19 protein-coding genes and 1 riboswitch are annotated in these 21,882 nt (G+C 72.7%); of the genes, 14 read left to right on the top strand and 5 right to left on the bottom strand.

Translation table 11 applies throughout. The features are described from left to right. Window positions 1-27 precede the first annotated feature (27 nt). The 6 genes from hppD to JQN83_RS08305 are packed head-to-tail and all read left to right on the top strand — an operon-like array spanning window position 28 to window position 6,155. Window positions 28-1,137 carry a 4-hydroxyphenylpyruvate dioxygenase gene (hppD, locus tag JQN83_RS08330; protein WP_208566506.1) on the top strand — a complete coding sequence of 370 codons (1,110 nt, stop codon included), beginning with the start codon at window positions 28-30 and terminating at the stop codon, window positions 1,135-1,137. Then, window positions 1,134-2,057 carry a phytanoyl-CoA dioxygenase family protein gene (locus tag JQN83_RS08325; protein ID WP_208566505.1) on the top strand — a complete coding sequence of 308 codons (924 nt, stop codon included), beginning with the start codon at window positions 1,134-1,136 and terminating at the stop codon, window positions 2,055-2,057. Before hppD ends, JQN83_RS08325 begins: the two co-directional genes overlap by 4 nt. 4 nt (window positions 2,058-2,061) lie before the next feature. Further along, the gene (locus tag JQN83_RS08320) at window positions 2,062-2,859 is read left to right on the top strand and encodes a DUF3050 domain-containing protein (protein WP_208566504.1); all 798 of its coding nucleotides are present in this window, start codon (window positions 2,062-2,064) and stop codon (window positions 2,857-2,859) included. After that, window positions 2,856-3,824 (top strand): thiamine pyrophosphate-dependent dehydrogenase E1 component subunit alpha, encoded by a 969-nt coding sequence (locus tag JQN83_RS08315; RefSeq protein WP_208566503.1) that lies wholly within the window; start codon window positions 2,856-2,858, stop codon window positions 3,822-3,824. The genes JQN83_RS08320 and JQN83_RS08315 overlap by 4 nt, the downstream gene beginning before the upstream one ends. 1 nt (window position 3,825) lies before the next feature. Then, a complete protein-coding gene (locus tag JQN83_RS08310; RefSeq protein ID WP_208566502.1) occupies window positions 3,826-4,800 on the top strand; it encodes an alpha-ketoacid dehydrogenase subunit beta in 975 nt (324 codons plus the stop codon). Continuing rightward, the gene (locus tag JQN83_RS08305; protein ID WP_208566501.1) at window positions 4,797-6,155 is read left to right on the top strand and encodes an ATP-grasp domain-containing protein; all 1,359 of its coding nucleotides are present in this window, start codon (window positions 4,797-4,799) and stop codon (window positions 6,153-6,155) included. The genes JQN83_RS08310 and JQN83_RS08305 overlap by 4 nt, the downstream gene beginning before the upstream one ends. 261 nt (window positions 6,156-6,416) lie before the next feature. Here the strand turns inward: JQN83_RS08305 and JQN83_RS08300 are convergent, their stop codons facing one another. From JQN83_RS08300 to JQN83_RS08290, 3 genes are all read right to left on the bottom strand, one after another. Next, entirely contained in the window at window positions 6,417-7,100 is a 684-nt protein-coding gene (locus JQN83_RS08300) for an SGNH/GDSL hydrolase family protein (protein WP_208566500.1), read from the bottom strand. A gap of 246 nt (window positions 7,101-7,346) precedes the next feature. Then, complete coding sequence (locus JQN83_RS08295; protein ID WP_208566802.1) at window positions 7,347-8,552, bottom strand: MFS transporter; 1,206 nt, start codon at window positions 8,550-8,552, stop codon at window positions 7,347-7,349. A 338-nt stretch (window positions 8,553-8,890) separates the two neighbouring features. Beyond that, window positions 8,891-10,507: a class I adenylate-forming enzyme family protein gene (locus JQN83_RS08290; RefSeq protein ID WP_208566499.1), complete on the bottom strand. Its 1,617-nt coding sequence runs from the start codon at window positions 10,505-10,507 to the stop codon at window positions 8,891-8,893. A 356-nt stretch (window positions 10,508-10,863) separates the two neighbouring features. On the opposite strand from JQN83_RS08290, the gene JQN83_RS08285 reads away from it, so the two are divergent. The 6 genes from JQN83_RS08285 to JQN83_RS08260 all read left to right on the top strand — a co-directional run bounded on the left by JQN83_RS08285 (window position 10,864) and on the right by JQN83_RS08260 (window position 17,383). Continuing rightward, complete coding sequence (locus JQN83_RS08285; RefSeq protein ID WP_208566800.1) at window positions 10,864-12,147, top strand: SGNH/GDSL hydrolase family protein; 1,284 nt, start codon at window positions 10,864-10,866, stop codon at window positions 12,145-12,147. A gap of 64 nt (window positions 12,148-12,211) precedes the next feature. Beyond that, complete coding sequence (locus tag JQN83_RS08280) at window positions 12,212-13,429, top strand: cytochrome P450 (RefSeq protein WP_372443989.1); 1,218 nt, start codon at window positions 12,212-12,214, stop codon at window positions 13,427-13,429. A gap of 11 nt (window positions 13,430-13,440) precedes the next feature. Next, on the top strand, window positions 13,441-14,490 hold the full coding sequence (locus tag JQN83_RS08275; protein ID WP_208566498.1) for an alpha/beta hydrolase: 1,050 nt from the start codon (window positions 13,441-13,443) through the stop codon (window positions 14,488-14,490). A gap of 146 nt (window positions 14,491-14,636) precedes the next feature. Next, window positions 14,637-15,704, top strand: a complete 1,068-nt coding sequence (locus tag JQN83_RS08270) for an alpha-hydroxy acid oxidase (RefSeq protein ID WP_208566799.1) — start codon at window positions 14,637-14,639, stop codon at window positions 15,702-15,704. Between the two features lie 4 nt (window positions 15,705-15,708). Further along, window positions 15,709-17,016, top strand: coding sequence for an aminotransferase-like domain-containing protein (locus JQN83_RS08265; RefSeq protein WP_244252051.1), 1,308 nt, complete (start codon window positions 15,709-15,711; stop codon window positions 17,014-17,016). Between the two features lie 115 nt (window positions 17,017-17,131). Further along, a complete protein-coding gene (locus tag JQN83_RS08260) occupies window positions 17,132-17,383 on the top strand; it encodes a hypothetical protein (protein WP_089003913.1) in 252 nt (83 codons plus the stop codon). A 323-nt stretch (window positions 17,384-17,706) separates the two neighbouring features. Here the strand turns inward: JQN83_RS08260 and JQN83_RS08255 are convergent, their stop codons facing one another. Then, window positions 17,707-19,143, bottom strand: coding sequence for a glycine hydroxymethyltransferase (locus JQN83_RS08255; protein WP_208566497.1), 1,437 nt, complete (start codon window positions 19,141-19,143; stop codon window positions 17,707-17,709). Window positions 19,144-19,161: 18 nt separating this feature from the next. Beyond that, a riboswitch (ZMP/ZTP riboswitch) is annotated at window positions 19,162-19,251 on the bottom strand. A gap of 181 nt (window positions 19,252-19,432) precedes the next feature. On the opposite strand from JQN83_RS08255, the gene JQN83_RS08250 reads away from it, so the two are divergent. Beyond that, a complete protein-coding gene (locus tag JQN83_RS08250) occupies window positions 19,433-20,302 on the top strand; it encodes a metallophosphoesterase family protein (protein WP_208566496.1) in 870 nt (289 codons plus the stop codon). Between the two features lie 10 nt (window positions 20,303-20,312). Here the strand turns inward: JQN83_RS08250 and JQN83_RS08245 are convergent, their stop codons facing one another. Next, complete coding sequence (locus JQN83_RS08245) at window positions 20,313-21,128, bottom strand: SDR family NAD(P)-dependent oxidoreductase (protein ID WP_208566495.1); 816 nt, start codon at window positions 21,126-21,128, stop codon at window positions 20,313-20,315. A gap of 111 nt (window positions 21,129-21,239) precedes the next feature. On the opposite strand from JQN83_RS08245, the gene JQN83_RS33710 reads away from it, so the two are divergent. After that, a complete protein-coding gene (locus JQN83_RS33710; RefSeq protein WP_208566494.1) occupies window positions 21,240-21,665 on the top strand; it encodes a winged helix-turn-helix transcriptional regulator in 426 nt (141 codons plus the stop codon). Window positions 21,666-21,882: the final 217 nt, after the last annotated feature.

Here is a 21,882-nt window from a genome sequence, read left to right as displayed (position 1 = left end):
GGGGGGACATGGGGAAGGGCTGGAGAGATGGATATTCGTGGCATAGACCACATTGAACTGTACGTGGGGGACGCCCGACAGGCGGCCTTCTACTTCGGGACCGCCGTCGGTTTCACCCTGCGGGGCCAGGGCGGTCCGGAGACCGGGCTGGTCGGGCAGCGTTCCCTGCTGCTGGGTCAGGCCGACATCCGGATGGTGCTGACCTCCGGGCTCACCGCCGACCATCCCGCCTCGACGTACGTGTCCCGGCACGGTGACGGGATCGCGGTGGTGGCGGTGGAGGTCGGCGACGCCGCCGGGGCGTACGCGGAGCTGGTGGCCCGGGGTGCGACGCCGGTGACGCCGCCGCGCACCTGGACCGGCGCGGACGCCGAGGTGGTGACCGCCGAGGTGGGCGGCTTCGGTGACGTGCTGCACCGGCTGGTGGAGCGGCGCGGCGACCGGGACGACTTCCTGCCCGGCGCGATCGAGGCGACCCCGGCCGGCGGGACCGACCCGCAGCTGCTCGCCGAGATCGACCACCTGGCGGTCTGCGTGCCGCCCGGTCAGCTCGACGACACCGTCGCGCTCTACGAGCGGGTGTTCGGCTTCGCGCAGATCTTCGAGGAGCACATCGAGGTCGCCGGGCAGGCGATGAACTCCAAGGTGGTGCAGGACGCCTCCGGGCGGGTCACCCTGGTGCTGCTGGAGCCGGACGCCGGTCGGCGGCCCGGTCAGATCGACAAGTTCCTCACCGAGCACCACGGGGCCGGGGTGCAGCACCTGGGGCTGCGCACCGACGACATCGTCGGCGCGGTCGGCGCGCTGGGCGCCCGCGGGGTGCGCTTCGCCGGCACCCCGGCCGCCTACTACGACACCCTGGAGCAGCGGGTCGGCAAGGTGGACGCGCCGCTGGACCGGCTGCGGGATCTCAGCATCCTGGTCGACGCCGACCACGGCGGGCAGCTGTTGCAGATCTTCACCGAGTCGATGCACGTCCGCCGGACCCTGTTCCTCGAGCTGATCGAGCGGCGGGGGGCGCGCACCTTCGGCAGCGGCAACATCCGGGCGCTCTACGAGGCCAAGGAACGGGAGCTGACCGCGGCGGGGGCGACCCCCGCCGTCGCGGTCGGCACGGCACGAGGAGTAGGGGCATGACCACGACACATCCGACGTTGACCGCCGAGGAGGAGTCACTGCTCCCCTCAGCGGAGGACGTGCGGCACTACGCCGAGCACGGCTGGTACCTGACGAAGAAGCTGTTCACCGACGCCGAGGTGGACGCCCTGACCGCGGCCACCGACCGCTACTACGACGGTGAGCGGGACCGCACCCTGCCGGTGCGTCCGCCGAAGCTGGCCTACTGGGACCCGTCGAAGGGGCCGGTGCAGCGGCACAACGACTACGTCCACTACGAGCACGACGGGATCGCCGCGATCCTGCGCAAGCCGCTGATCGGCGCGGTCGCCGCCCGGCTGGCGCAGGCCGACGAGATCCGCATCTTCCAGTCCACGCTGATCTACAAGCCGCCGATCTCGGGTGAACCGTCGAACATCGTGCCCTGGCACTTCGACAAGCACTACTGGTCGTCCTCGTCGTCGGAGCGGATGCTCACCGCGTTCATCCCGTTCCACGACTGCGGGGAGGAGATGGGCACCATCACCATGGTCGACGGTTCGCACCGGTGGTCGGAGATCGGCGCGGACGACACCGTGGTCCGGCACTTCGCCGATCGGGACCGCGACCAGCTCGAGGAGATGCTGGCCGAGAACGCGGCGCACAACGGCGCACAGATCCGCAAGATCCCGATGGTGATCCCCAAGGGGCACATGAGTTTCCACCACTGCCGCACCTACCACGGCAGTGGCGCGAACGTCAGCGGACGCCCGCGCCGGGCGATCTCGCTGCACCTGCAGGACGGCGACAACGCCCACCGGGAGTTCCCGCTCTCCGACGGCACCCTCGCCGCGTACAACCACGATGTGCTGGTCCGCCGTACCCCCGAGGGTCGGCCGGACTACGCGGACCCCGACTACTGCCCGGTCATCTGGCGCGAGCGCGCCCAGCAGGAAGGCTAGAAACATGTCACGGTACGACTGGGGCAAGACACACCCGGGCATCGAGCGGCTGGAGAAGGCGGTGACCGACCGCCGCGACGTGGTGGTCAAGCACCCGCTCTACGCCAACCTGGACACCCACGAGGCGCTGGTCACCTTCATGGAGCACCACGTCTTCGCGGTCTGGGACTTCATGTCCCTGCTGAAGTCGTTGCAGCGGCAACTCACCTGCGTCGACGTGCCGTGGATCCCCACCGGGCCGACCGGCAGCCGCCGGTTGATCAACGACATCGTCATGGTGGAGGAGAGCGACGAGCTGGGCGAGGGCTTCATCAGCCACTTCGAGCTGTACGTGCGGGGGATGGGCGAGGCGGGCGCGGACACCACCGCCGTCGACCGGCTGGTCGAGCTGCTGCGCGCCGGCTCGTCGGTCACCGACGCGCTGGTCGAGGCGGGCGTGCCCGCACCGTCGCGGGCCTTCGCCGCCACCACCTGGCAGATCATCTCCTCGACCCCGGTGCACTGTCAGGCCGCCGCGTTCGCGTTCGGCCGGGAGGACCTGATCCCCGACATGTTCACCCAGGTCGTCGCCGTCAACGAGCGCAGCAACCGGCTGCACACCTTCGTCGACTACCTGGAGCGGCACATCGAGGTCGACGGTGAGCAGCACACCCCGATGGCGATGCAGATGCTCGCCGACCTGTGCGGCGACGACGACACCAAGTGGCAGGAGTGCGCCGACACGGTCAACCTGGCGCTGACCGCCCGCGCGCAGCTCTGGGACGACATCCTCGCCGCCGTCAAGGAGGGCCGCGACCGGTGACCGACGCCGACCCGGCCCGGCTCTACCGCACGGTGCGGCTGATCCGTCGGTTCGAGGAGCGGGCCATCGCCCTGGTCCGCTCCGGGCACATCGTCGGCGGCATCCACCCCTACCTCGGTCAGGAGGGGATCGCCGCCGGTGTGTGCGCCGCACTCGACGCGGGGGACCTGGTCACCGGCACCCACCGGGGGCACGGCCACGTGCTCGCCAAGGGTGCCGACCCGGCCCGGATGATGGCCGAACTGTGCGGCCGGGAAACCGGACTGAACCGGGGCCGGGGCGGCTCGATGCACGCCGCGGACCTCTCCATCGGGGTGCTCGGCGCCAACGCCATCGTCGGGGCGTCCCCGGCGATCCTCACCGGCGCGGTGTGGGCGCACCGGCAGCGCGGCAACCCCGTGGTCGGGGCGAGCTTCTTCGGTGACGGCGCGGTCAACGAGGGGATGCTGCTGGAGGCGTTCAACCTGGCCGCGCTCTGGCGGGTGCCGGTGCTGCTGGTCTGCGAGAACAACGGCTACGCCACCACCATGCCGGTGGCCGGCGCGGTCGCCGGCACCATCACCGGCCGGGCCGAGGCGTTCGGCATCCCGGCCGTCGTCGTCGACGGGCAGGACCCGGAGGCGGTCCGGCAGGTCACGGCCGCCGCCGTCGCGCGGATGCGCGACGGCGGCGGGCCGGAGCTGGTCGAGGCCCGCACCTATCGGTTCGACGCCCACCACACCTTTGAACACGCGGTACGCCTGGCGTACCGCACGCCGCAGGAGGTGGCCGACGGCCGGTCCCGGGACCCGGTGGACATCCAGGGTGCCCGGCTGTCCCCGGCCGACCGGGAGGCGGTCGACGCCGAGGTGGAGACCACCCTCGACGCGGCCGTCGCGTTCGCCCTGGCCGGCCCCGAACCGGACCCGGCCGGTGCGTTGGACCACCTGTACGCCAGTGGGCTGACCGCCCGGGGAGGCTCCTGAGATGCCACGGTTGTCCTACCGCAAGGCGCTGACCCGGGCGCTGACCGACGAGATGACCCGGGACGAGTCGGTGTTCCTGCTCGGCGAGGACATCCGGGTGGGCGCGTCCAACGTCACCCCGGGCCTGCTCAAGCGGTTCGGACCGGACCGGGTGCTGGACACCCCGCTGTCGGAGCAGGCGTTCACCAGTTTCGCCACCGGGGCCGCGCTGGCCGGGTTGCGGCCGGTGGTGGAGTTCCAGATCCCGTCCCTGCTGTTCCTGGTCTTCGAGCAGATCGTCAACCACGCGCACAAGTTCCCGATGATGACCGGCGGGCAGTGCTCGGTGCCGGTCACCTACCTGGTGCCCGGCTCCGGTTCCCGTACCGGCTGGGCGGGGCAGCACTCCGACCACCCGTACTCGCTGTTCGCGCACGTCGGGATCGTCACCGTGGTGCCGGCCACCCCGGCCGACGCGTACGGGCTGCTGGCCTCGGCGATCCGGCACGACGACCCGGTGGTGGTCTTCGCCCCGGCCGCCGCGCTGGAGGTCCGCGACGACGTCGACTTCGCCACCCTCGCCCCGGTGCCGCTGGGGCGCGGGGTGGTCCGCCGGGCCGGCGACGACGTCACCGTCGTCGCCGTCGGGCACCTGGTGCACGACGCGCTGGCCGTCGCCGAGGAGTTGGCCGACCAGGTGTCGGTGGAGGTGTTCGACCCGCGCACGATCTACCCGTTCGACCTCGACGGCCTGCTGGACTCGGTGTCCCGCACCGGCCGGCTGGTGGTGGTCGACGACTCCAACCGGTCCTGCGGCATCGCCGCCGAGATCATCACCTCGGTGTTGGAGCGGGTGCCGCTGGTCGCGCCGCCGCGCCGGGTCACCCGGCCGGACGGTGCGGTGCTGCCCTTCGCGCCGGTGCTCGACCGGGCCGTGCAGCCGGGCCGCGAGCAACTCACCGCCGCCATCCAACTGACCATGAAGGACAGATCATGACCGATCCGAACTACCTCTGGCCCGAGCCCGGTCAGGCGTGGCGCGAGCTGCCGGAGCCGGCCCGTACGGCGATGGTGTCCAGCGGGGCCGCCGCCTGGCGGGAGATCTTCTACGGCTGTGCGACGTACAACAAGCAGTGGCGGCTGGCCCGGCCCCCGGTCATGCCGGCGGACGCGTTCCGTGAGCTGAACGAGGTCTGCGACCGGATCGCCCAGCTCATCCTGGACGCCTGCCGGCGACGGGCCCGCACCGCCGGGGAGCTGCGCGAGCTGCTCGGGGTGCCCGCGGGGGCGACGCGGCTGCTCGACGAGTCCGAGGAGCTGTCCGAGGAGCTGCTCGCCGCCTACCGGCCCGACGTGCTGATCTCCGGCGGGGTGCCGAGGATCGTCGAGTACAACATCGACAGCAGCCTGGGCGGCGGGTTCGACGCCGACACGGTGGTCCGCCGGTACGCGGCGCTCTACCAGGAGCGGGGCATCCTCGACGGGCTGCCGGTGCGGCCGGCGGATTCCCTGCTGGACCAGCGGTTCGTGGCGATCCGTGACGGGCTGTCCCTGCCCGACGGGGCCCGGGTGGCGCTGCTGCTCGACTTCGACGCCGACTACCCCGGCCTGGAGACCCCGGACGACTTCATCAAGATCCTCTCGCCGCTGATCGACCAGGCCCGCCGGTTCGGCATCGACCTGGTGATCGCCCCGGTCGCCACGGCCACCCTCGACGACGCGAAGCGGCTGGTCGTCGGCGGTGCACCGGTCGACGCGCTGTTCCGGCTCTTCGTGCCCAACCGGGTCACCCCGAGCGCCGGCCTGGACGCGGTGGCCGGGGCGCTGCACGCCGGCACCCTGCCGATGTTCGTCAGCACCGCCGCCTGGCTGCTCGGCAACAAAATCAACTTCGCCTGGCTCTACGAGGACCTGGACCTGCTCTCCGCCGACGACCAGGCCCTGGTCCGCCGGTACGTGCCGCACACCGTGGCGTTCACCGCCGCCGAACTGGACCGGGCACTTGCCGACCGGGAGAACCTGGTCGTCAAGCCGGCCGACGGCTCGGCCGGCCACGGGGTGCTCATCGGCCGGGAGATGGGCGACGCGGAGTGGGCCGAGGGCCTGCGCGCCGCCCTCGACCGGGGCGGCGACATCCTCCAGCGGTACTGGCCCGCCGACCGGGTGGAGATGGACTTCGTCCAGATCGAGACCGGTGAGACGGTCACCGCCGAGGTGCCCTACAGCATCGCCCCGTACCTGTTCGGCCGTACCGGCTCGGGTGCCCTGGCCCGGGTCGGCTTCCCCGGCTGCGACGAGGTCCTCAACCTGGCCCGTGGCGTCCTCCTCACCGGCATCCTCCTCACCACCTGACCCACCCCGCCTGCCCCGCCCCCCCGCCCTCGCCCCCTCGCCCCGGTGATCAAGAGGTTTGCGTCACCAGATCGCGGAATGTTGACGCAAACCTCTTGATCACCCGGCGCTGGCCGGGCTGGGGTGCGGTGATCAAGAGGTTTGGGGCGGGATAGCGGCTTCGGATGACGTAAACCTCTTGATCGACCCCGGCATGCCGGTTGGCCCCGGCGGGCCGGTTGGCCCCGGCGGGCCGGTTGAGCTTTGGCGGGCGGTGGGGTGTCAGGGGTGGGTGCCGAGGTGGGTGGCGAGGCGGCGGATGGTTTCGGCGGCGGCGATGGCGTCGCTGCGGGCGCTGCCGTGCCGTCCGTCGCTGCTGTACATCGAGGGGTCGGTGCCGGCCGGGTGGTCGGTCAGGTTCACGTGCAGCGCGCCCAGCCGGTCGGCGAGCCGGCCGGTACGCGAGGAGAGCAGCCGCATCCGGGCGCCGAGGCCGGGCCGTAGCGCCGCCGGGACCGCCGGGCTGTGCGACACGTCGAACATGCCCACCGTGATCACGTCGGCCCCGGCGTCGCGCAGCGCGCCGACGATCGCGGTCAGCTCGGTGTCGACCGCGTCCGGGTCGAACGCCGTGCGGAAGGCGTCGTTGCCGCCGCAGACCACCAGCGCCAGGTCGGGGGAGAAGGCCAGCGCCCGGTCCAGCTGGCCCGCCCGGACCTGTTGCGCCCGCAGCCCGCGCCGACCCAGGTTGAGGTACGCCAACGCGGGGCGTACCGCCGCCAGTTCGGCCGCGATTCGGTCGGCCCACTGCACGTCCGGGTACCCCTCGACCGGCTCACACATGCCCTCCGCGACGCTGTCGCCGAGCACCACGAACCGGTGCCACGGATGGTCGCGCAGCAGCGCGGCACTCTCCCCCTCACGCAGGCAGTACGGATCGGTGGCCTCGGTCAACATCGATGACATGGCCGGCAATCTAGCCGACCGTACCGGCCTGGTCGATCACTGCGACCGGGCGGATCGCCTGATGGTCGTCCCGGTGCGCCGACTCGCGTCGACGCCGGTCACCCGTGCCCCCGGTGGGGCCTCGACGGCGGTCACACTGCCCCGGATCGGCCCTCGACGGCGGTCACCCGTGCCTCGGTCGGCTCTCGACGGCGGTCAGCCGGGCCCCGGGTCGGGCACTCGACGCCGTACACCTCTGGGCCCGGGTCAGGCCTTGGCGGTGGGTGGCGCGGGGGTGGACCGCCCCATCCGCAGCGGCCCGGCGACCAGCGGCGCCACGGTCAGCACCGCGCACACCACCGCCATCACCAGCAGCGCCGGCCGCAGCCCGAGGGCCGCCACCGACCAGCCGCCGAGCAGCGCGCCCACCGGCAGTCCGACGAACGCCAGCGAGCCGGAGATCCCCAGCACCCGGGTCTGCAACGCGTCGGGCACCCGTTCGTAGAGGGCCGCACCGAGCAGCGGGTTGACCGCCGCGATGCCGATCCCGGACAGGAACGTCACCACCAGCACCACCACCAGGTGGTCGGTCAGCGCCAGCACCAGCAGCCGGGGCGCACCGCTCAACGCCGCCCCGGCCGCGAAGATCAGGGTCCGGGGCAGCCGGGGGCCGAGCATCGTGAAGACCACGTTGCCGAGCAGCGCGCCACCGCCGAACACCCCGAGCACCAGGCCGAACCCGGCCGGGTCGCCGAACTCGTCGCGGACCCACAGCGGCACCCAGACGGCGGTGTTGGCGGCGGCGAACATGTTCAGCGTGGAGACCACCACCAGCATGGTCAGCAGCACCCGGTCGGTGCGCAGGTAGCCGAACCCGGTGCGCAGGGCCTGGAAGTAGCCTTCCCGGGGTGCGGCGGGCGCGTCGCTGGCGGGTGGGCGTACCAGCACCCCGACCAGCAGCGCACAGATCGCGAAGGTGCCCGCGTCGATCCAGATCGCCCGGGTCACCCCCACCCAGTCGATGAGCAGACCGCCGATGACCGTGCCGAACAGCGCCACCCCGCGCGCCAGCCCGTCGTAGGCGGAGGTGAGCCGGATCAGCTCCACCCCGGCACGCTGCGCGGCCGGCCGGAACATCACGTGCTTGACCCGGTCGCCGATGCCGCGCAGTCCGCCGGCCACCGCGACGAGGGCGACGAGCGCCCCGAAGCCGAGCCACGGGGCCAGCGCCACCACCGCGATCACGGCCGCGCTCGCCGCGTCCACCGTGATGGAGGTACGTCGTACCCCGAACCGGTCCGCCCACGGCGTGGCCAACGAACTCGACAGCATGTACGGCAGGAACTCGGCTGCCGCGACGATGCCCATCTTGGCCGGGCTGCCGGTGGTGGTGAGCACCAGCCAGGGGATCGCGATCACCGAGATCCGGCTGCCCAGGTTGGAGATCAGGTCGGCGGCGACCAGGGTGACCAGTTCCCGCCGGGCGGCCCGCCGCTCGGGGCCCGGCGGCGCGGCGAGTGACCCGGTGTCGCCCGCCCCCGCCTTACCCGCCTGGGTGCCACCCGCTCCGGTGTGTTCCTCACCGGTGGCCGGTCCGGGACCGGTCGGGTCGGCTGCCGCCCGCAGGCCCGACGCCCCGCCGGGAGCCCCGGCGGCGTCGCCGTCGGCCGGGTAGCCGTCGGCGTCGGTGGCCGTGCGGGGGTCGCCGTCGGCCGGGTCGCTGGCGGCGTGGGTGGCCGTGCGGGGGTCGCCGTCGGCCGGGTCGCTGGCGGCGTGGGTGGCCGTACGGGGGCCGGTGTCGGCGTCGGCGGTCACGATGGGCTGCCGACCGGATCGGCGGGAGCGCCGGTGGCGTACCGCTCGCGCAGCGCCCGCTTGTCCACCTTCGCCGACCGGTTCAGGGGCAGCGCGTCGACGAACTCCACCGCACCCGGCGCCCAGGTGTCGCTCAGTTCGGCGGTGACCAGGTCGATCAGCTCCGCCCCGGTCACCGTCGCCCCCGGCGTCCGCACCACGTACGCGTACGGCAGCTCCCCGGCGACCGGGTCGGGTACCCCGATCACCGCCGCCGCGCGTACCTGCGGATGCCCGGCGAGGACGTCCTCGATCGGCCGGGAGTAGATCGGCCAGCTGCGCTGCCGGGTGAGGATGCGGTCCTGCAACCGGTCGACCAGGTAGAGGAACCCGTCGTCGTCGAGGTGGCCGATGTCGCGGGTGCGTACCCAGCCGTCGACGAGCGTCTCGGCGGTCAGTTCGGGTTGACCGTGGTAGCCGTGGAAGCTCAGTTTCGTCCGCACCCACACCTCGCCGTCCGTGCCGGCCGGCAGCGCCTGCCCGTCGGCGTCGCGGATCTCCACGGTGACGTCCCCGTACGGCCGGCCGCAGGAACCGAGCCGCTGCGGGTGCGCCGGGTCCTCGGTCAGGCCGGGCTGGGCGCAGATCACCACCGCCTCGCTGAGGCCGTACACGATGCGTAGGCACGGGCCGAACCGGGCGATGGCCTGGCGCAGCCGGGCGGGCGCGGCCGGCCCGGCACCCACGTTGAACATGAACATGGCGGAGAAGTCCGCGCCGGGCAGGGCCGGATGGTCGAGCACCTCGTAGAGCATCGGCGGGGTGACGAAGGTGGAGGTGAGCCGCTCGGCGTCCACGGTGGCGATGAAGGCGGCCGGGTCCCACTGCTGGCGCAGGAAGAGCACGCCGCCGGTGAACAGGTTGAACAGGGTGGTGATCTGCCCGCTGGCCAGCCACATCGGGGAGTGTGACAGGTGCCGCAGCAGGGGGAAGCCGGCGGCCCGGAAGTCGGCCGCCAGCGCCAGCACCTGCCGGTAGAAGCTCTCCCGGTGGTGCACCAGCTTGGGGGTGCCGGTGGTGCCACTGGTCTGCAGGAACGACTCCGGCACGGGCACCCCGGCCGGCAGGCCGACCGACGGGTCGTCGGCGCTCAGGCCCACGCCGACCTGCGGGGTGGTGGCGGGGTCCGGGTCCGCCGACGGGGTGGTGGCGGTCAGCTCGATGCCCAGTCGCAGCACCGGCACCCCGGGCAGCGACGCGGCGATCTGGTCACCCAGCCCGTCCGGGGCGTACGCGTGGTGCACGAACACGTCGGGGCGGGCCAGCCGGACGAACTCGTCGATCTCCCGCCGGGAGGTCACCGGGGCGATCCACATCGTCCGGCAGCCGAGCAGGTGCAGGGCGAGTTGGAGCAGCGGGCCCTCCACGGCGTTGCCGAGCATCACCAGCACCGCCGCGCCGGGGCGTACCCCGTGGCGGGTGAGGGCGTGCGCCAGCCCGCGTACCTCGGCGGCGACCTGCGGGTAGGTCAGCCGCCGGCCGTCGCCGACCAGCGCCTCCCGGTCGCCGAACCCGGCGAACAACTCCAGCGCGTCGTGCACGTAGGTGGTGGATCGGTCGGCCCCGTCGGTCATCGCACAGCCCCCAGGTCGATGCGGCGGGTCGTCGGCGGCCCGGTGGGACCCGCCGTGGCGACCGGCCGGGATGGCGTCCGAGCAGTTCAGAGCCCGGCCCGCGACGGGGTGCGGGAAGTGGGCGACCGCACCGCCGCCGCTAGCGAGCCTAGGCCGACGGTGTCGCCGGGGGACAGAGCCGAACGGCGAGTGACCGGCCATCATGGACTTTTGATCATGTCTATCGGGTTGATTGACGCCTGTCAGACGTCGCCGCTAGGTTTCTGGACCATCGTCCGGGCGGTGCCGTCAATGGGCGCCGGCCCTGGGCGGCCCAACATGGAGGTTCAATGTCGACCCCTAAGAGATGGCAGGTCATAGCGTCCGCGGCCGTGTTGCTGGTCGTGAGCGCCCCGGCGGTGGTGGCCAGCGCCGGACCGTCCGACGCCGGCAGCGAGGCAGCCGCCCGGCCGCAGTGGGCGGGTACGTGGGCCGCGGCGGTCACCCGTGGCAACACCGTCGGGCTGACCAACACCGGCCTGAACAACCAGAGCATCCGGATGACCGTGCGCACCACCGTGGGCGGGGAGCGGCTGCGGGTCCGGCTGAGCAACCTCTACGGCGAGCAGGCGGTGCAGGTCGGGCACGCCACCGTCGCCCGCCCGAACACCGCGACCCTGACCGACCGGTCGGACATCCTGCCCGGCACCCTGCGGGAGCTGAAGTTCGGCGGTGCCACCTCGGCGACCATGAACAAGGGCGCCGAGCTGCTCAGCGACCCGCTGACCTACCAGGTGGCCGAGCAGGAGGACCTGGTCGTCACCCTGCACTTCCCGGTGCTCACCGGGCCGGTCACGTTCCACGGCCAGTCCAAGGTGACCACCTTCATCGGGGCGAACGACCTGACCACCGCCGCCGACGGCGCCGGCTTCACCATCCGTCCGGACTGCTGCTGGATGTTCCTGTCCGGCATCGACGTGCTGCGTCCGGCTAACCCCGGTGCGGTGGTGGTGCTCAGCGACTCGATCGGGGACGCCAACGGCAGCACCGTCAACGCCAACAAGCGCTGGCCGGAGCTGCTCGCCGGGCGGCTGGTCGCCGCCCGTCCCGAGGTACGTACCCCCGGGGTGCTCAACCTGAGCCTGGCCGGCAACCGGCTCAACCACGAGGGCACCGAGCCCGGCGCGGGCGGTTTCCCCGGCTACTACGAGCTGGGTCCGAATGCGTTGGCCCGGCTCAACGAGGACGTCTTCCCGCAGACCGGCGTGAAGACCCTGGTGACCCACCTCGGCATCAACGACATCTGGATGTCCGACGACTCCGCCGACCGGATCATCGCCTCGCTGCAGCAGATCAACAAGCAGGCCAAGGCGCGCGGCCTGCGCAGCCTCGCCGTCACCCTCACCCCGTACGAGGGGCACGGCAACCCGGGGGTGTGGACGCCGGAGAAGGAGACCACCCGCCAGGCGGTGAACACCTGGCTGCGGGGCCCGGGGGCGGCCGAGTTCGACGGGCTGCTCGACTTCGACGCGGTGCTGCGTGACCCGGCCCAGCCGAGCCGGCTGCTGCCCGCGTACGACGCCGGTGACCACATCCACCCGAACGACGCCGGCAACCAGGCGTTGGCGGACGCCGTACCACTTCGACTGCTCGGTCTGTGACACCGGTGGGGCGGCGGGGGTGACCCCGTCGCCCCCCGGTCATTCCTGGGGAGGAAGCACCATCGTGGACGTCGACAAGATCCTGACCGGTCTCTACAGCGAGGCCGGCCGGCAGGACCCCTATCCGTGGTATGCGGCCCTGCACGAGCACGGGCCGATCAGCGTCATCCCGAACCGCCCGGAGCACAGCACGGTCAGCGCGGTGGCCGTCGGCTACGACCTGGTCGACCAGGTGCTGCGCGACCCGGAGTGGTACAAGCAGGCCCCACCGGGCTGGCAGGACGAGGAGATCCTGCGGACCTTCCAGTCGTCGATGATGTTTGTCAACGCCCCCGACCACGGGCGGATGCGGGGTGTGTTCTCCCGTACGTTCACCCCGCGCCGGCTCGGCGCGCTGGAACCGGTGATCGTCCGGGTGGTCGACGCCCTGCTGGACCGGATGGCCGACGCCGGGGCGGACGGCTCCGAGGTCGACTTCGTCGCGGACTTCGCCTACCCGGTGCCGGCACTGGTGATGGCCGAGTTCATCGGCCTGCCCGAGAGCGAGCTGGCCTGGTACCGGCAGCGGGTCGACTGGATCGACGAGTTCCTCGATGTGGCGGGCAAGACCCCGGAGCGGCTGGCGTTGGCCAACCAGGCTGCCGAGGAGCTGCGGGCGCTCTACCGGGACCTGATCGCGCACCGTCGCCGCCAGCCGGGCGAGGACCTGATCTCCGGGCTGGTCGAGGCGCTGGACTCCGGTGAGGTCGACCTGACCGAGGAGGAGTTGATCAGCAACCTGATCGTGCTGTTCAACGCCAGCTTCGTCACCACCGTCTACATGTTCAGCAACGGCCTGCCGGTGCTGCTGGCCCACCCGGAGACCGTGGCCGCGCTGCCGGGTGACGAGACCCTGGCGCAGGGCTGCGTGGACGAGGTGCTGCGGCTGCAGAGCCCGGTGCACTTCCTGGCCCGCGCCGCGCCCCGGGACACCGTGCTGGGCGGCGTACCGGTCGCCCGGGACGAGAACGTCCTGCTGATCATCGCCGGCGCCAACCGGGACCCGCGCCGGTTTCCCGAGCCGGACCGGTTCGACCCGCGCCGCGACGGCCCCCCGTCGTTGGCTTTCGGCGTCGGCCCGCACTTCTGCCTCGGCGCGGCCGTGTCCCGCCTGGAGGGCCGCATCGGCCTGCCCCGGCTGTTCGCCCGGTTCCCCGGCCTCGCGGTCAGCCAGCGGCCCGACTACAGCGGGAGCCTGTTCCTGCGCGGCATCGACAAGCTCTTCGTCACCACTGGCGGATAGGAGCCGATCCCATGTCCCTCGATCCCCAGGTGGTGGCCTACCGGGCCGCGCGGGCCGCCGCCGGCACCCCACCGCTGTACACCCAGACCCTCGCCGAGGCCCGCGCCGCCGACCTCGCCGCGATCCGGGCCGGCGGCGGCGACGTCGAGCCGGTCCACGAGGTACGCGACACGACCGTGCCCGGCCCCGCCGGGGACCTGCGGGTCCGGGTGCACCGGCCGGCCGGCGACGGCCCGCTGCCCACCCTGGTCTACTTCTTCGGTGGCGGTTGGACGCTGGGCAGCGTGGAGACCGCCGACGGGATCTGCCGCCGGCTGGCCAACGCCACGCCCTGCCAGGTGGTGACGGTCGGCTACCGGCTGGCCCCGGAGCACCCGTTCCCGGCGGCGGTGCTGGACTGCCACGCCGCCACCCGGTGGCTGGCCGAGCACGCCGCCGACCTCGGGGTGGACCCGGAGCGACTGGTCGTGGGCGGGGACAGCGCCGGTGGCAACCTGGCGGCGGCGGTGACCCTGCTGGCCCGCGCCGAGGGCGGCCCCCGGCTGGCCGGGCAGCTGCTGGTCTATCCGAACACCGACCAGCGGGCCGACCGCCCGCGCCCCGGCCGGGGCACCGACCCGGCAACCGACGCCGACCCGGCAACCGACGCCGAACCCCGGGCCGCCGCCGACGAGCAGGACCCGCTGCTGTTCAACCGGCACTCCGTCGACTGGTACCGGGGTCACTACCTGGCCGACCCGGCGGACGCGGCCGACCCGCTGGCCTCGCCGTTGCTCGCCGACGACCTGTCCGGCCTGCCGCCGGCCCTGGTGGTCACCGCCGAACACGACCCGCTGTGCGACGAGGGGGAGCGGTACGCGCAGCGGCTGCGCGAGGCTGGCGTGCCGGTGCGGGCCACCCGCTACTCCGGCATGATCCACGGCTTCTTCGCCATGCCCGGGGTCTTCGACGCCGGTCGGCGTGCCCAGGACGAGGCCGCCGCCTTCCTCCGGGAGGTCTTCGGGCTGCCCACCCCGGCGGCGGATGCCCCGGTCACCGCCACGGTCGGGGACGCCCGGTGACGGAGCACCCCCGCACCGCCGGGTCGGCCGCAGCCGGGTCGGATTCCGTCGGCTCGGCCACCGTCGGCTCGGATTCCGTCGGGTCGGTCGGTGCCGGGTCGGCCACCGCCGGGTGGGCCGGCCGGGCGGACCGGCCGCCGGTCAGCCTGGCGGACTTCGCCGACCTGGCCCGGGTGACCCTTCCACCCGGGGTCTGGGACTTCGTCGACGGGGGCAGCGGCGTCGAGACCACCCTCACCGCCAACCGGGCCGCCCTGGACCGGGTCGTCGTGCTACCCCGGGTGCTGACCGGGGTGGAGCGGCCCCGCACCGACACGGTGCTGCTCGGGCGGGAACAGGCGATGCCGGTGGCGGTCGCGCCGATGGCGTACCAACGGTTGCTGCATCCCGACGGCGAACCGGCGCTCGCGGCGGCGGCCGGCGCAGCGGGGGTGCCCTATGTGCTGAGCACGTTGAGCAGCACCCCGATCGAACAGGTCGTCGCCGCCACCGACGGGCCCGTCTGGTTCCAGCTCTACTGGCTACGCGACCGGGGCCTGGTCGCCGATCTGCTCGACCGGGCGCAGGCTGCCGGCTGTGCCGCGCTGATGGTCACCGTCGACGTGCCGGCGCTCGGCCGGCGGCTGCGCGACGTGCGTAACGGCTTCGCGTTGCCGCCGGAAGTGACCGCCGCCAACCTGCCTGCCGGCCGCGACGACCTGGCCCACACCGGAACGCCCGGGGTGTCCGCCATCGCCGCGCACACCGAAGCCGCCTTCGCCCCCGCGCTGACCTGGGCGGACCTGGCCTGGCTGCGGGAACGCACCCGGCTGCCGCTGCTGGTCAAGGGGATCCTCGACCCGCGTGACGCGGTCCGCGCCGCCGACGTCGGCGTGGACGCCGTGGTGGTCTCCAACCACGGCGGCCGGCAGCTCGACGGTGCACCGGCCACCGCCACCATGCTGCCCGAGGTGGTCGCGGCCGTCGGCGAGCGGATCGAGGTGCTGTTGGACAGCGGGGTACGGTCCGGCACGGACGTGCTGCGCGCGCTCGCCCTCGGCGCGACGGGGGTGCTGCTCGGCCGCCCGATGCTGTGGGCGCTCGCGGCCGGTGGCCGGGCCGGCGCGCGGGCCGCCCTCGACCTGCTCGCCGTCGAGTTGCGCGATGCGCTGACCCTGACCGGCTGCGCCGACCCGGGGCAGGCCCGGCGGCTGCGTACCCTGACCGGAGGCTGACCCGTTGGAGCATCTGGTGGACCTGGACCTGGCGACCCTGCACCCGGCGGTCGACGATCCGGCGCTGAACTCGATGAACTTCCTCAACGAGGTGTCCCAGCACTGGCCCGACGCGGTGTCGCTGGCCGCCGGGCGACCCTACGAGGAGTTCTTCGACGACGACGCGCCGGGCCGCTGGCTGGACCGGTTCCGCCGGCACCTCGCCGACGACCTCGGGCAGAGCCCCGACCAGGTCCGCCGCACCCTGTTCCAGTACGGCCGGACCAAGGGGATCATCCACCATCTGATCGCCCGCAACCTCGCCGTCGATGAGGACGTCCACGTCGACGACGAGGCGGTGGTGGTGACCGTCGGCTGCCAGGAGGCGATGCTGCTGGTGCTGCGGGCGTTACGGGCCGGCCCGACCGACGTGCTGCTCGCCGTCGCCCCGACGTACGTGGGGCTGACCGGCGCGGCCCGGCTGGTGGACCTGCCGGTGCGCCCGGTCGCCGCCGGCCCGACCGGAATCGACCTGGCCGACCTGCGGGCCCAGGTGCGTCGGGCGCGCGACGAGGGGTTGCGGCCCCGGGCCTGCTACGTGATGCCCGACTTCGCCAACCCGTCCGGCACCAGCATCCCGGTGGCCGACCGGCGGCGGTTGCTCGACCTGGCCGTCGAGGAGGACCTGCTGCTGATCGAGGACAACCCGTACGGCCTCTTCCCGGCCGGGGACGCCGACCGGGTGCCGACGCTCAAGGCGCTCGACACCCGACGCCGGGTGGTCTACCTCGGCTCGTTCGCCAAGACGGTGCTCCCCGGGGCCCGGATCGGCTATCTGGTGGCCGACCAGCGGGTCGGCGGGGTCGACGGTGCGGTGGGGTTGTTCGCCGACCAGCTCGCCAAGATCAAGAGCATGGTATCGGTGAACACGTCGCCGCTGGCCCAGGCCGTGATCGGCGGGGCGTTGCTGGAGCACGCCTGCTCACTGGTGGCCGCGAACCGGCGGGAACGGGCGGCGTACACCCGCAACCGGGACCACCTGCTGGCCGGCCTGCGGCGACGTTTCCCGGCCGGCTCGCCGGTGCGCTGGAACGCCCCGGCCGGCGGCTTCTTCGTGGTGGTCACCGTGCCGTTCCCGGTCGACGACGCGCTGCTGCGGCGCTCCGCGCAGCGGTACGGCGTGCTCTGGACGCCGATGGCGCACTTCTATGACGACGGCCGCCCGGTCGACGCGCTGCGGCTGTCGGTCAGCGCCGTCACCCCGGAGCAGATCGACCTCGGGCTGGACCGGTTGGCCGCCCTGATCACCGACGAACTGACCGGCCTCCGCTGACCGCGCGGTTGCCGTGCTCCGGCCGACCCGATCACCGCGCCGACCGGCACCGCGTGTCATCGAACCGCCACCTCCCGTGCTGTGCGGCGGATGGGCCGGTGGCCATAATGGACGCATGATCGCTTGGGAGTACGCCCTGTTGGTCCGCCGCTATCAGGGGCAGGGACGCCAGTTCCACGTCTCGTTCGTCTGGTACGGCCCGGACGGCTCACGCACCGACGTCACGGCCTACGGCGACACCGCCATCGCCCACCTCAACCGGGTCGGTCGGGAGGGCTGGGAGCTGGTCTCCGCCGCCGAGGACGTCAACAACATCCAGGGCAGCACCGAAGTCCACCGCTACCACCTCAAGCGCCCCCTCCCCTGACCCCCACCCCGCCCGCCCCCGCCCCGCCCTCCCCACCCCCGGTCTCCCGGTTGATCAAGAGGTTTTGGTCACCAGAACCACCTTTCCTGACCCAAACCTCTTGATCACCCCAGCAGCCCACCGCGGCCTCACCCCCACCCTCCGGCTGTCCCTGGTCGGGGTTGGCACGGTGGTGGGGTCGGCACGGTGGTGAGGGTCGGTGATCAAGAGGTTTGGGTGACTGATGAGGGCTTTCGTGACCTAAACCTCTTGATCAACGCGAGGGAGCGAGGGAGCGGGGCGGGGCGCAGGCCCGGCCCGGCGCGGCCGGGCCAGCCTCACAGTCAGCCCAGGTTGATGGTGGGGTAGAGGGGGTGGGCGGCGAGGAGGTCGGTGGCCTGCTTGCTGATCTTGTCGGCGACCGCCGGGTCGAGGACGTACTTGGCCTTGGACGGGGTGCCGTCGGCGTTGGCGCCCGGCGTGGTCTGGCTGAGCACGGTGTGGATCAGCTCGGCGGTGACGTCCATCTCGGCGGTGCCCAGACCCCGGGTGGTCAGCGCCGGGGTGCCGATCCGGATGCCGGAGGTGTACCAGGCGCCGTTGCGGTCCTGCGGGACGGCGTTGCGGTTGGTCACGATGCCCGAGTCGAGCAGCGCCTGCTCGGCCTGCCGGCCGGTGAGACCGTAGCCGGAGACGTCGAGCAGCACCAGGTGGTTGTCGGTGCCGCCGGTGACCAGGGTGGTGCCCCGGCGCAGCAGCCCTTCGGCGAGGGCCTGGGCGTTGTCGACGATCCGCTGGGCGTAGTCGGCGAAGTCGGGCCGGCGGGCCTCGGCCAGCGCGACCGCCTTGGCCGCCATCACGTGCGGCAGCGGACCGCCGAGCACCATCGGGCAGCCCCGGTCGACCTGGTCGGCCAGCTCCGGGCCGCAGAGCACCATGCCGCCGCGCGGTCCGCGCAACGACTTGTGGGTGGTGGTGGTGACGATGTGCGCGTGCGGCACCGGGTCGAAGTCGCCGGTGAAGACCTTGCCGGCGACCAGGCCGGCGAAGTGCGCCATGTCGACCATGAAGGTGGCCCCGACCGAGTCGGCGATCTCCCGCATGATCCGGAAGTTCACCTTCCGGGGGTACGCCGAGTAGCCGGCGACCAGGATCAGTGGCTTGAACTCCCGGGCGGCCTCGGCCACCCGGTCGTAGTCGATCAGGCCGGTGGCCGGGTCGGTGCCGTAGCTGCGCTGGTCGAACATCTTGCCGGAGATGTTGGGTCGGAAACCGTGGGTGAGGTGCCCGCCGGCATCCAGCGACATGCCCAGCATCCGCTGGTTGCCCAGCTCGCGGCGCAGCGCGAACCAGTCCGCCTCGGTCAGGTCGTTGACCTGGCGTACCTGGGCCTTCTTGAGGGCGGGGGACTCGACCCGGTCGGCCAGGATCGCCCAGAAGGCGACCAGGTTGGCGTCGATGCCGGAGTGCGGCTGCACGTAGGCGTGGGAGGCCCCGAACAGCGCCTTGGCGTGGTCGGCGGCGAGCGCCTCGACGGTGTCGACGTTCTGGCAGCCGGCGTAGAAGCGACGGCCGACGGTGCCCTCGGCGTACTTGTCGCTGAACCAGTTGCCCATGGTCAGCAGGGTCGCCGGGGAGGCGTAGTTCTCGCTGGCGATCAGCTTCAACGACTCACGCTGGTCGGTCAGCTCCGCGCCGATCGCGTCGGCCACCCGGGGTTCGACCGCCCGGATCACCTCGAGCGCGCTGAGGAAAGCGGTGGATTCGGCGTTGCGCGACATGCGACCTCCAGGTGACGTGCGGAAGGCCCAGGCGCTCGGCGTGCGTCCTCATGACGGGGCCGCTTCCCGATGGTGCTCCATCCCCACGCGCCAGTCACGGCCCACCGACGATCCTACCGGGTGCCGTTCGGGCTGCCCGTGCGTACCTGCCGGTGCCGGGCAGCCGGCCGGGTTCTCCGATCGTGCGGAGCTCCGGTGCCCCGGTACCGGCTCGGTCGGCCGGCCACCGCCGTTGCGGTGGCCGATGCGGTGGCCCCACGCCGGGCGGTCGGCTGCGTACGATCGGCGGATGCTGGGGGAGGACACCGAGGGCAGTCTGGTCGCGATCAGCGACCTGCACATCGGGTACGCGGAGAATCGTGCCCTGGTCGAGGCGCTGCGGCCCACCTCGCCACGGGACTGGCTGATCGTCGCCGGTGACGTGGCGGACACAGTCGCCGACATCGAGTGGGCGCTCGGCACGCTCGCCGAACGCTTCGACACCGTCATCTGGGCGCCCGGCAACCACGAGCTGTGGACCCCGCCGGCCGACCCGGTGACCCTGCGCGGGGTGGACCGCTACGACCTGCTGGTGCGGCGGTGCCGGGACCTGGGCGTGGTCACCCCCGAGGACGACTACCGGGTGTGGCGGGGGCCGGGCGGCCCGGTGCTGGTGGCACCCCTGTTCCTGCTCTACGACTACACCTGGCGACCGCCGGGCTTCGACACCCGGGAGGCGGCGCTGGCCGAGGCGTACCGGACGGGGATCGTCTGCACCGACGAGTTCCTGCTGCATCCCGACCCGTATCCGAGCCGCCAGGCGTGGTGCGCGGCCCGGCTGGAGGCGACCGCCCGCCGGCTGGCCGCCCGCGATCCGGCGCTGCCCACCGTGCTGGTCAACCACTGGCCGCTGGATCGCCACCCGACCGAGGTGCTGCGTTACCCGATTTTCGCCCAGTGGTGCGGGACGGAGGCCACCGCCGACTGGCACCGCCGGTTCGCCGCCACCGTGGTCGTCTACGGGCACCTGCACATTCCCCGTACCACCTGGAAGGACGAGGTGCGGTTCGAGGAGGTCTCGGTGGGCTACCCCCGGGAGTGGCGTCAGCGCAGCGTGCCCCCCGGGCGGGTACGGCAGATCCTGCCCGCGCCCACCGGCACGCCGGCACCCCTCTGGTGAGCCACCGGGCTCAGCCGGCGTGCAGCCGGTTGAGCAGCGCGTCGGTCACCGTGCCGAGGCGGCGGGCGGCGGCCGGATCGAGCGTCGTGGTCGACAGCGGAACGGGTCTGCCCCGGTCGCTGGCGGTCAGGGCGTCCGACGGTGGATCGTCGATCCATGCCACGACGGGACGGATCGACTTCTCGACCGGCCTGGCGACGACCGACGCCGCCCGGATCACCCCACGGATCGCCGCCGGCATGGTGGACAGGTCACCGCTGCGGGTGAAGCCGGGGTGGTAGAGCACGTACCGCGCCCGGGAGCCGGAGCGCTGCGCGAAGTCCACCCCGAGCAGGTCGTTCGCCCGCCCTGCCTGCAACTGCGCGTCGACCATGCCGTACCTCCCGGCGAGCTGGAGGTCGTCCCAGTGGATCGACCCTCTGGTGGTGCCGACGCCCGCCACGTTGACGATGACCGGCCGTTCGGCGGCGTCGAGCTGTTCGCGTAGACCGTGGCTGAGCAGGTAGCGGCTCAGGTAGTACAGCGCGAAGGTCTGCTCGAGGCCCTCGTCGGTGACCACCCGCCGGGGCGACTGCCGGTTAGCGAACAGGGCCAGTGCGTCCACCCTCGGCCACCGATCCCTGATGGTGTCGATGACCCGGCGGGTCTGCGCCACCGAGCGCAGATCCGCCTGGAGGAAGTGCACCCGGCCGGAGAGCGCCCGCACGGCCCGGCCTTTCGTCGGGTTGCTGCCGATGGCGACGACCTCGTCGCCACGGCGGATCCGGGCCTCCAGTGTCGCCCGGCCCATGCCGTCGGTGCCGCCACTGATGACGATGACCCGCATGCCACCCCTCTCTCCCGCCCGGTGGCCCCCGTTCGGCACCGGACGTCGACCGTGGACCACGACCGGCACAATCCTTCGCGGAGGCAGGCGACAGCGGAAGAAGGCAGTGTCATGTCCGTACCGAACACGGATGTTCGTTCCCTGGTCGCGGCGGCCCTGCCGACGCCCGTCCCGGCCGACGAGTACGACGGCTGTCCGGTCACCGGGCTGCTGCGGCTGCTCAGTGACAAGTGGTCGATGCTGGTGCTGGTCCTGCTGGGCCGTCAGCCGTACCGCTTCAACGAGCTGCACCGGGCCATCGGCGGGATCAGCCAACGCATGCTGACCCGCACCCTGCGCGGTCTGGAGTCGGCCGGCCTGGTCCTGCGCGAGGTCCATCCCACCGTCCCGCCCAGCGTCGAGTACCGGCTCACCCCGCTCGGACGGAGCCTGCTCGGCCCGCTGTCCGGCCTCGCCGACTGGGCGGTCCGCCACGAGCCCGAACTCGCCGCCGCCCGCCGCCCGGTCACCGCCGCGACGTCGTCCGGACCGCGCTGACCTGCCTCACCTGGGGCCGCAACCGCAGGCACCCGCGCGGGACCGCACCGCCCGACGCGCCGAGGGGCCCGACCGGACGGTCGGGCCCCTCGGACTCGTGTTTTGACCGTTCTGTGGGCAGGGTGGTCTGGCGGTGTGGTGTGGGTGTGTTCGTGGTGGTGTGGTGGAGGGCTGTCATTTGCCCTTGTGGACGGCGTTTTTGCGGATGACCGGATAG

It is taken from the genome of Micromonospora antibiotica (assembly GCF_017599305.1).
GTDB classification, from domain to species: Bacteria; Actinomycetota; Actinomycetes; order Mycobacteriales; family Micromonosporaceae; genus Micromonospora; species Micromonospora antibiotica.
This window is presented reverse-complemented; position numbering and strand designations above follow the sequence as displayed.

What these genes read in the sequence shown, in the direction of transcription:
- JQN83_RS08305 (WP_208566501.1), top strand. Translation starts at nt 4,797, where the DNA reads ATGACCGATCCGAACTACCTCTGGCCCGAGCCCGGTCAGGCGTGGCGC.
- JQN83_RS08245 (WP_208566495.1), bottom strand. Translation starts at nt 21,128, where the DNA reads ATGCGGGTCATCGTCATCAGTGGCGGCACCGACGGCATGGGCCGGGCG.
- hppD (WP_208566506.1), top strand. Translation starts at nt 28, where the DNA reads ATGGATATTCGTGGCATAGACCACATTGAACTGTACGTGGGGGACGCC.
- JQN83_RS08260 (WP_089003913.1), top strand. Translation starts at nt 17,132, where the DNA reads ATGATCGCTTGGGAGTACGCCCTGTTGGTCCGCCGCTATCAGGGGCAG.
- JQN83_RS08290 (WP_208566499.1), bottom strand. Translation starts at nt 10,507, where the DNA reads ATGACCGACGGGGCCGACCGATCCACCACCTACGTGCACGACGCGCTG.
- JQN83_RS08320 (WP_208566504.1), top strand. Translation starts at nt 2,062, where the DNA reads ATGTCACGGTACGACTGGGGCAAGACACACCCGGGCATCGAGCGGCTG.
- JQN83_RS08310 (WP_208566502.1), top strand. Translation starts at nt 3,826, where the DNA reads ATGCCACGGTTGTCCTACCGCAAGGCGCTGACCCGGGCGCTGACCGAC.
- JQN83_RS08250 (WP_208566496.1), top strand. Translation starts at nt 19,433, where the DNA reads ATGCTGGGGGAGGACACCGAGGGCAGTCTGGTCGCGATCAGCGACCTG.
- JQN83_RS08275 (WP_208566498.1), top strand. Translation starts at nt 13,441, where the DNA reads ATGTCCCTCGATCCCCAGGTGGTGGCCTACCGGGCCGCGCGGGCCGCC.
- JQN83_RS33710 (WP_208566494.1), top strand. Translation starts at nt 21,240, where the DNA reads ATGTCCGTACCGAACACGGATGTTCGTTCCCTGGTCGCGGCGGCCCTG.
- JQN83_RS08325 (WP_208566505.1), top strand. Translation starts at nt 1,134, where the DNA reads ATGACCACGACACATCCGACGTTGACCGCCGAGGAGGAGTCACTGCTC.
- JQN83_RS08255 (WP_208566497.1), bottom strand. Translation starts at nt 19,143, where the DNA reads ATGTCGCGCAACGCCGAATCCACCGCTTTCCTCAGCGCGCTCGAGGTG.
- JQN83_RS08300 (WP_208566500.1), bottom strand. Translation starts at nt 7,100, where the DNA reads ATGTCATCGATGTTGACCGAGGCCACCGATCCGTACTGCCTGCGTGAG.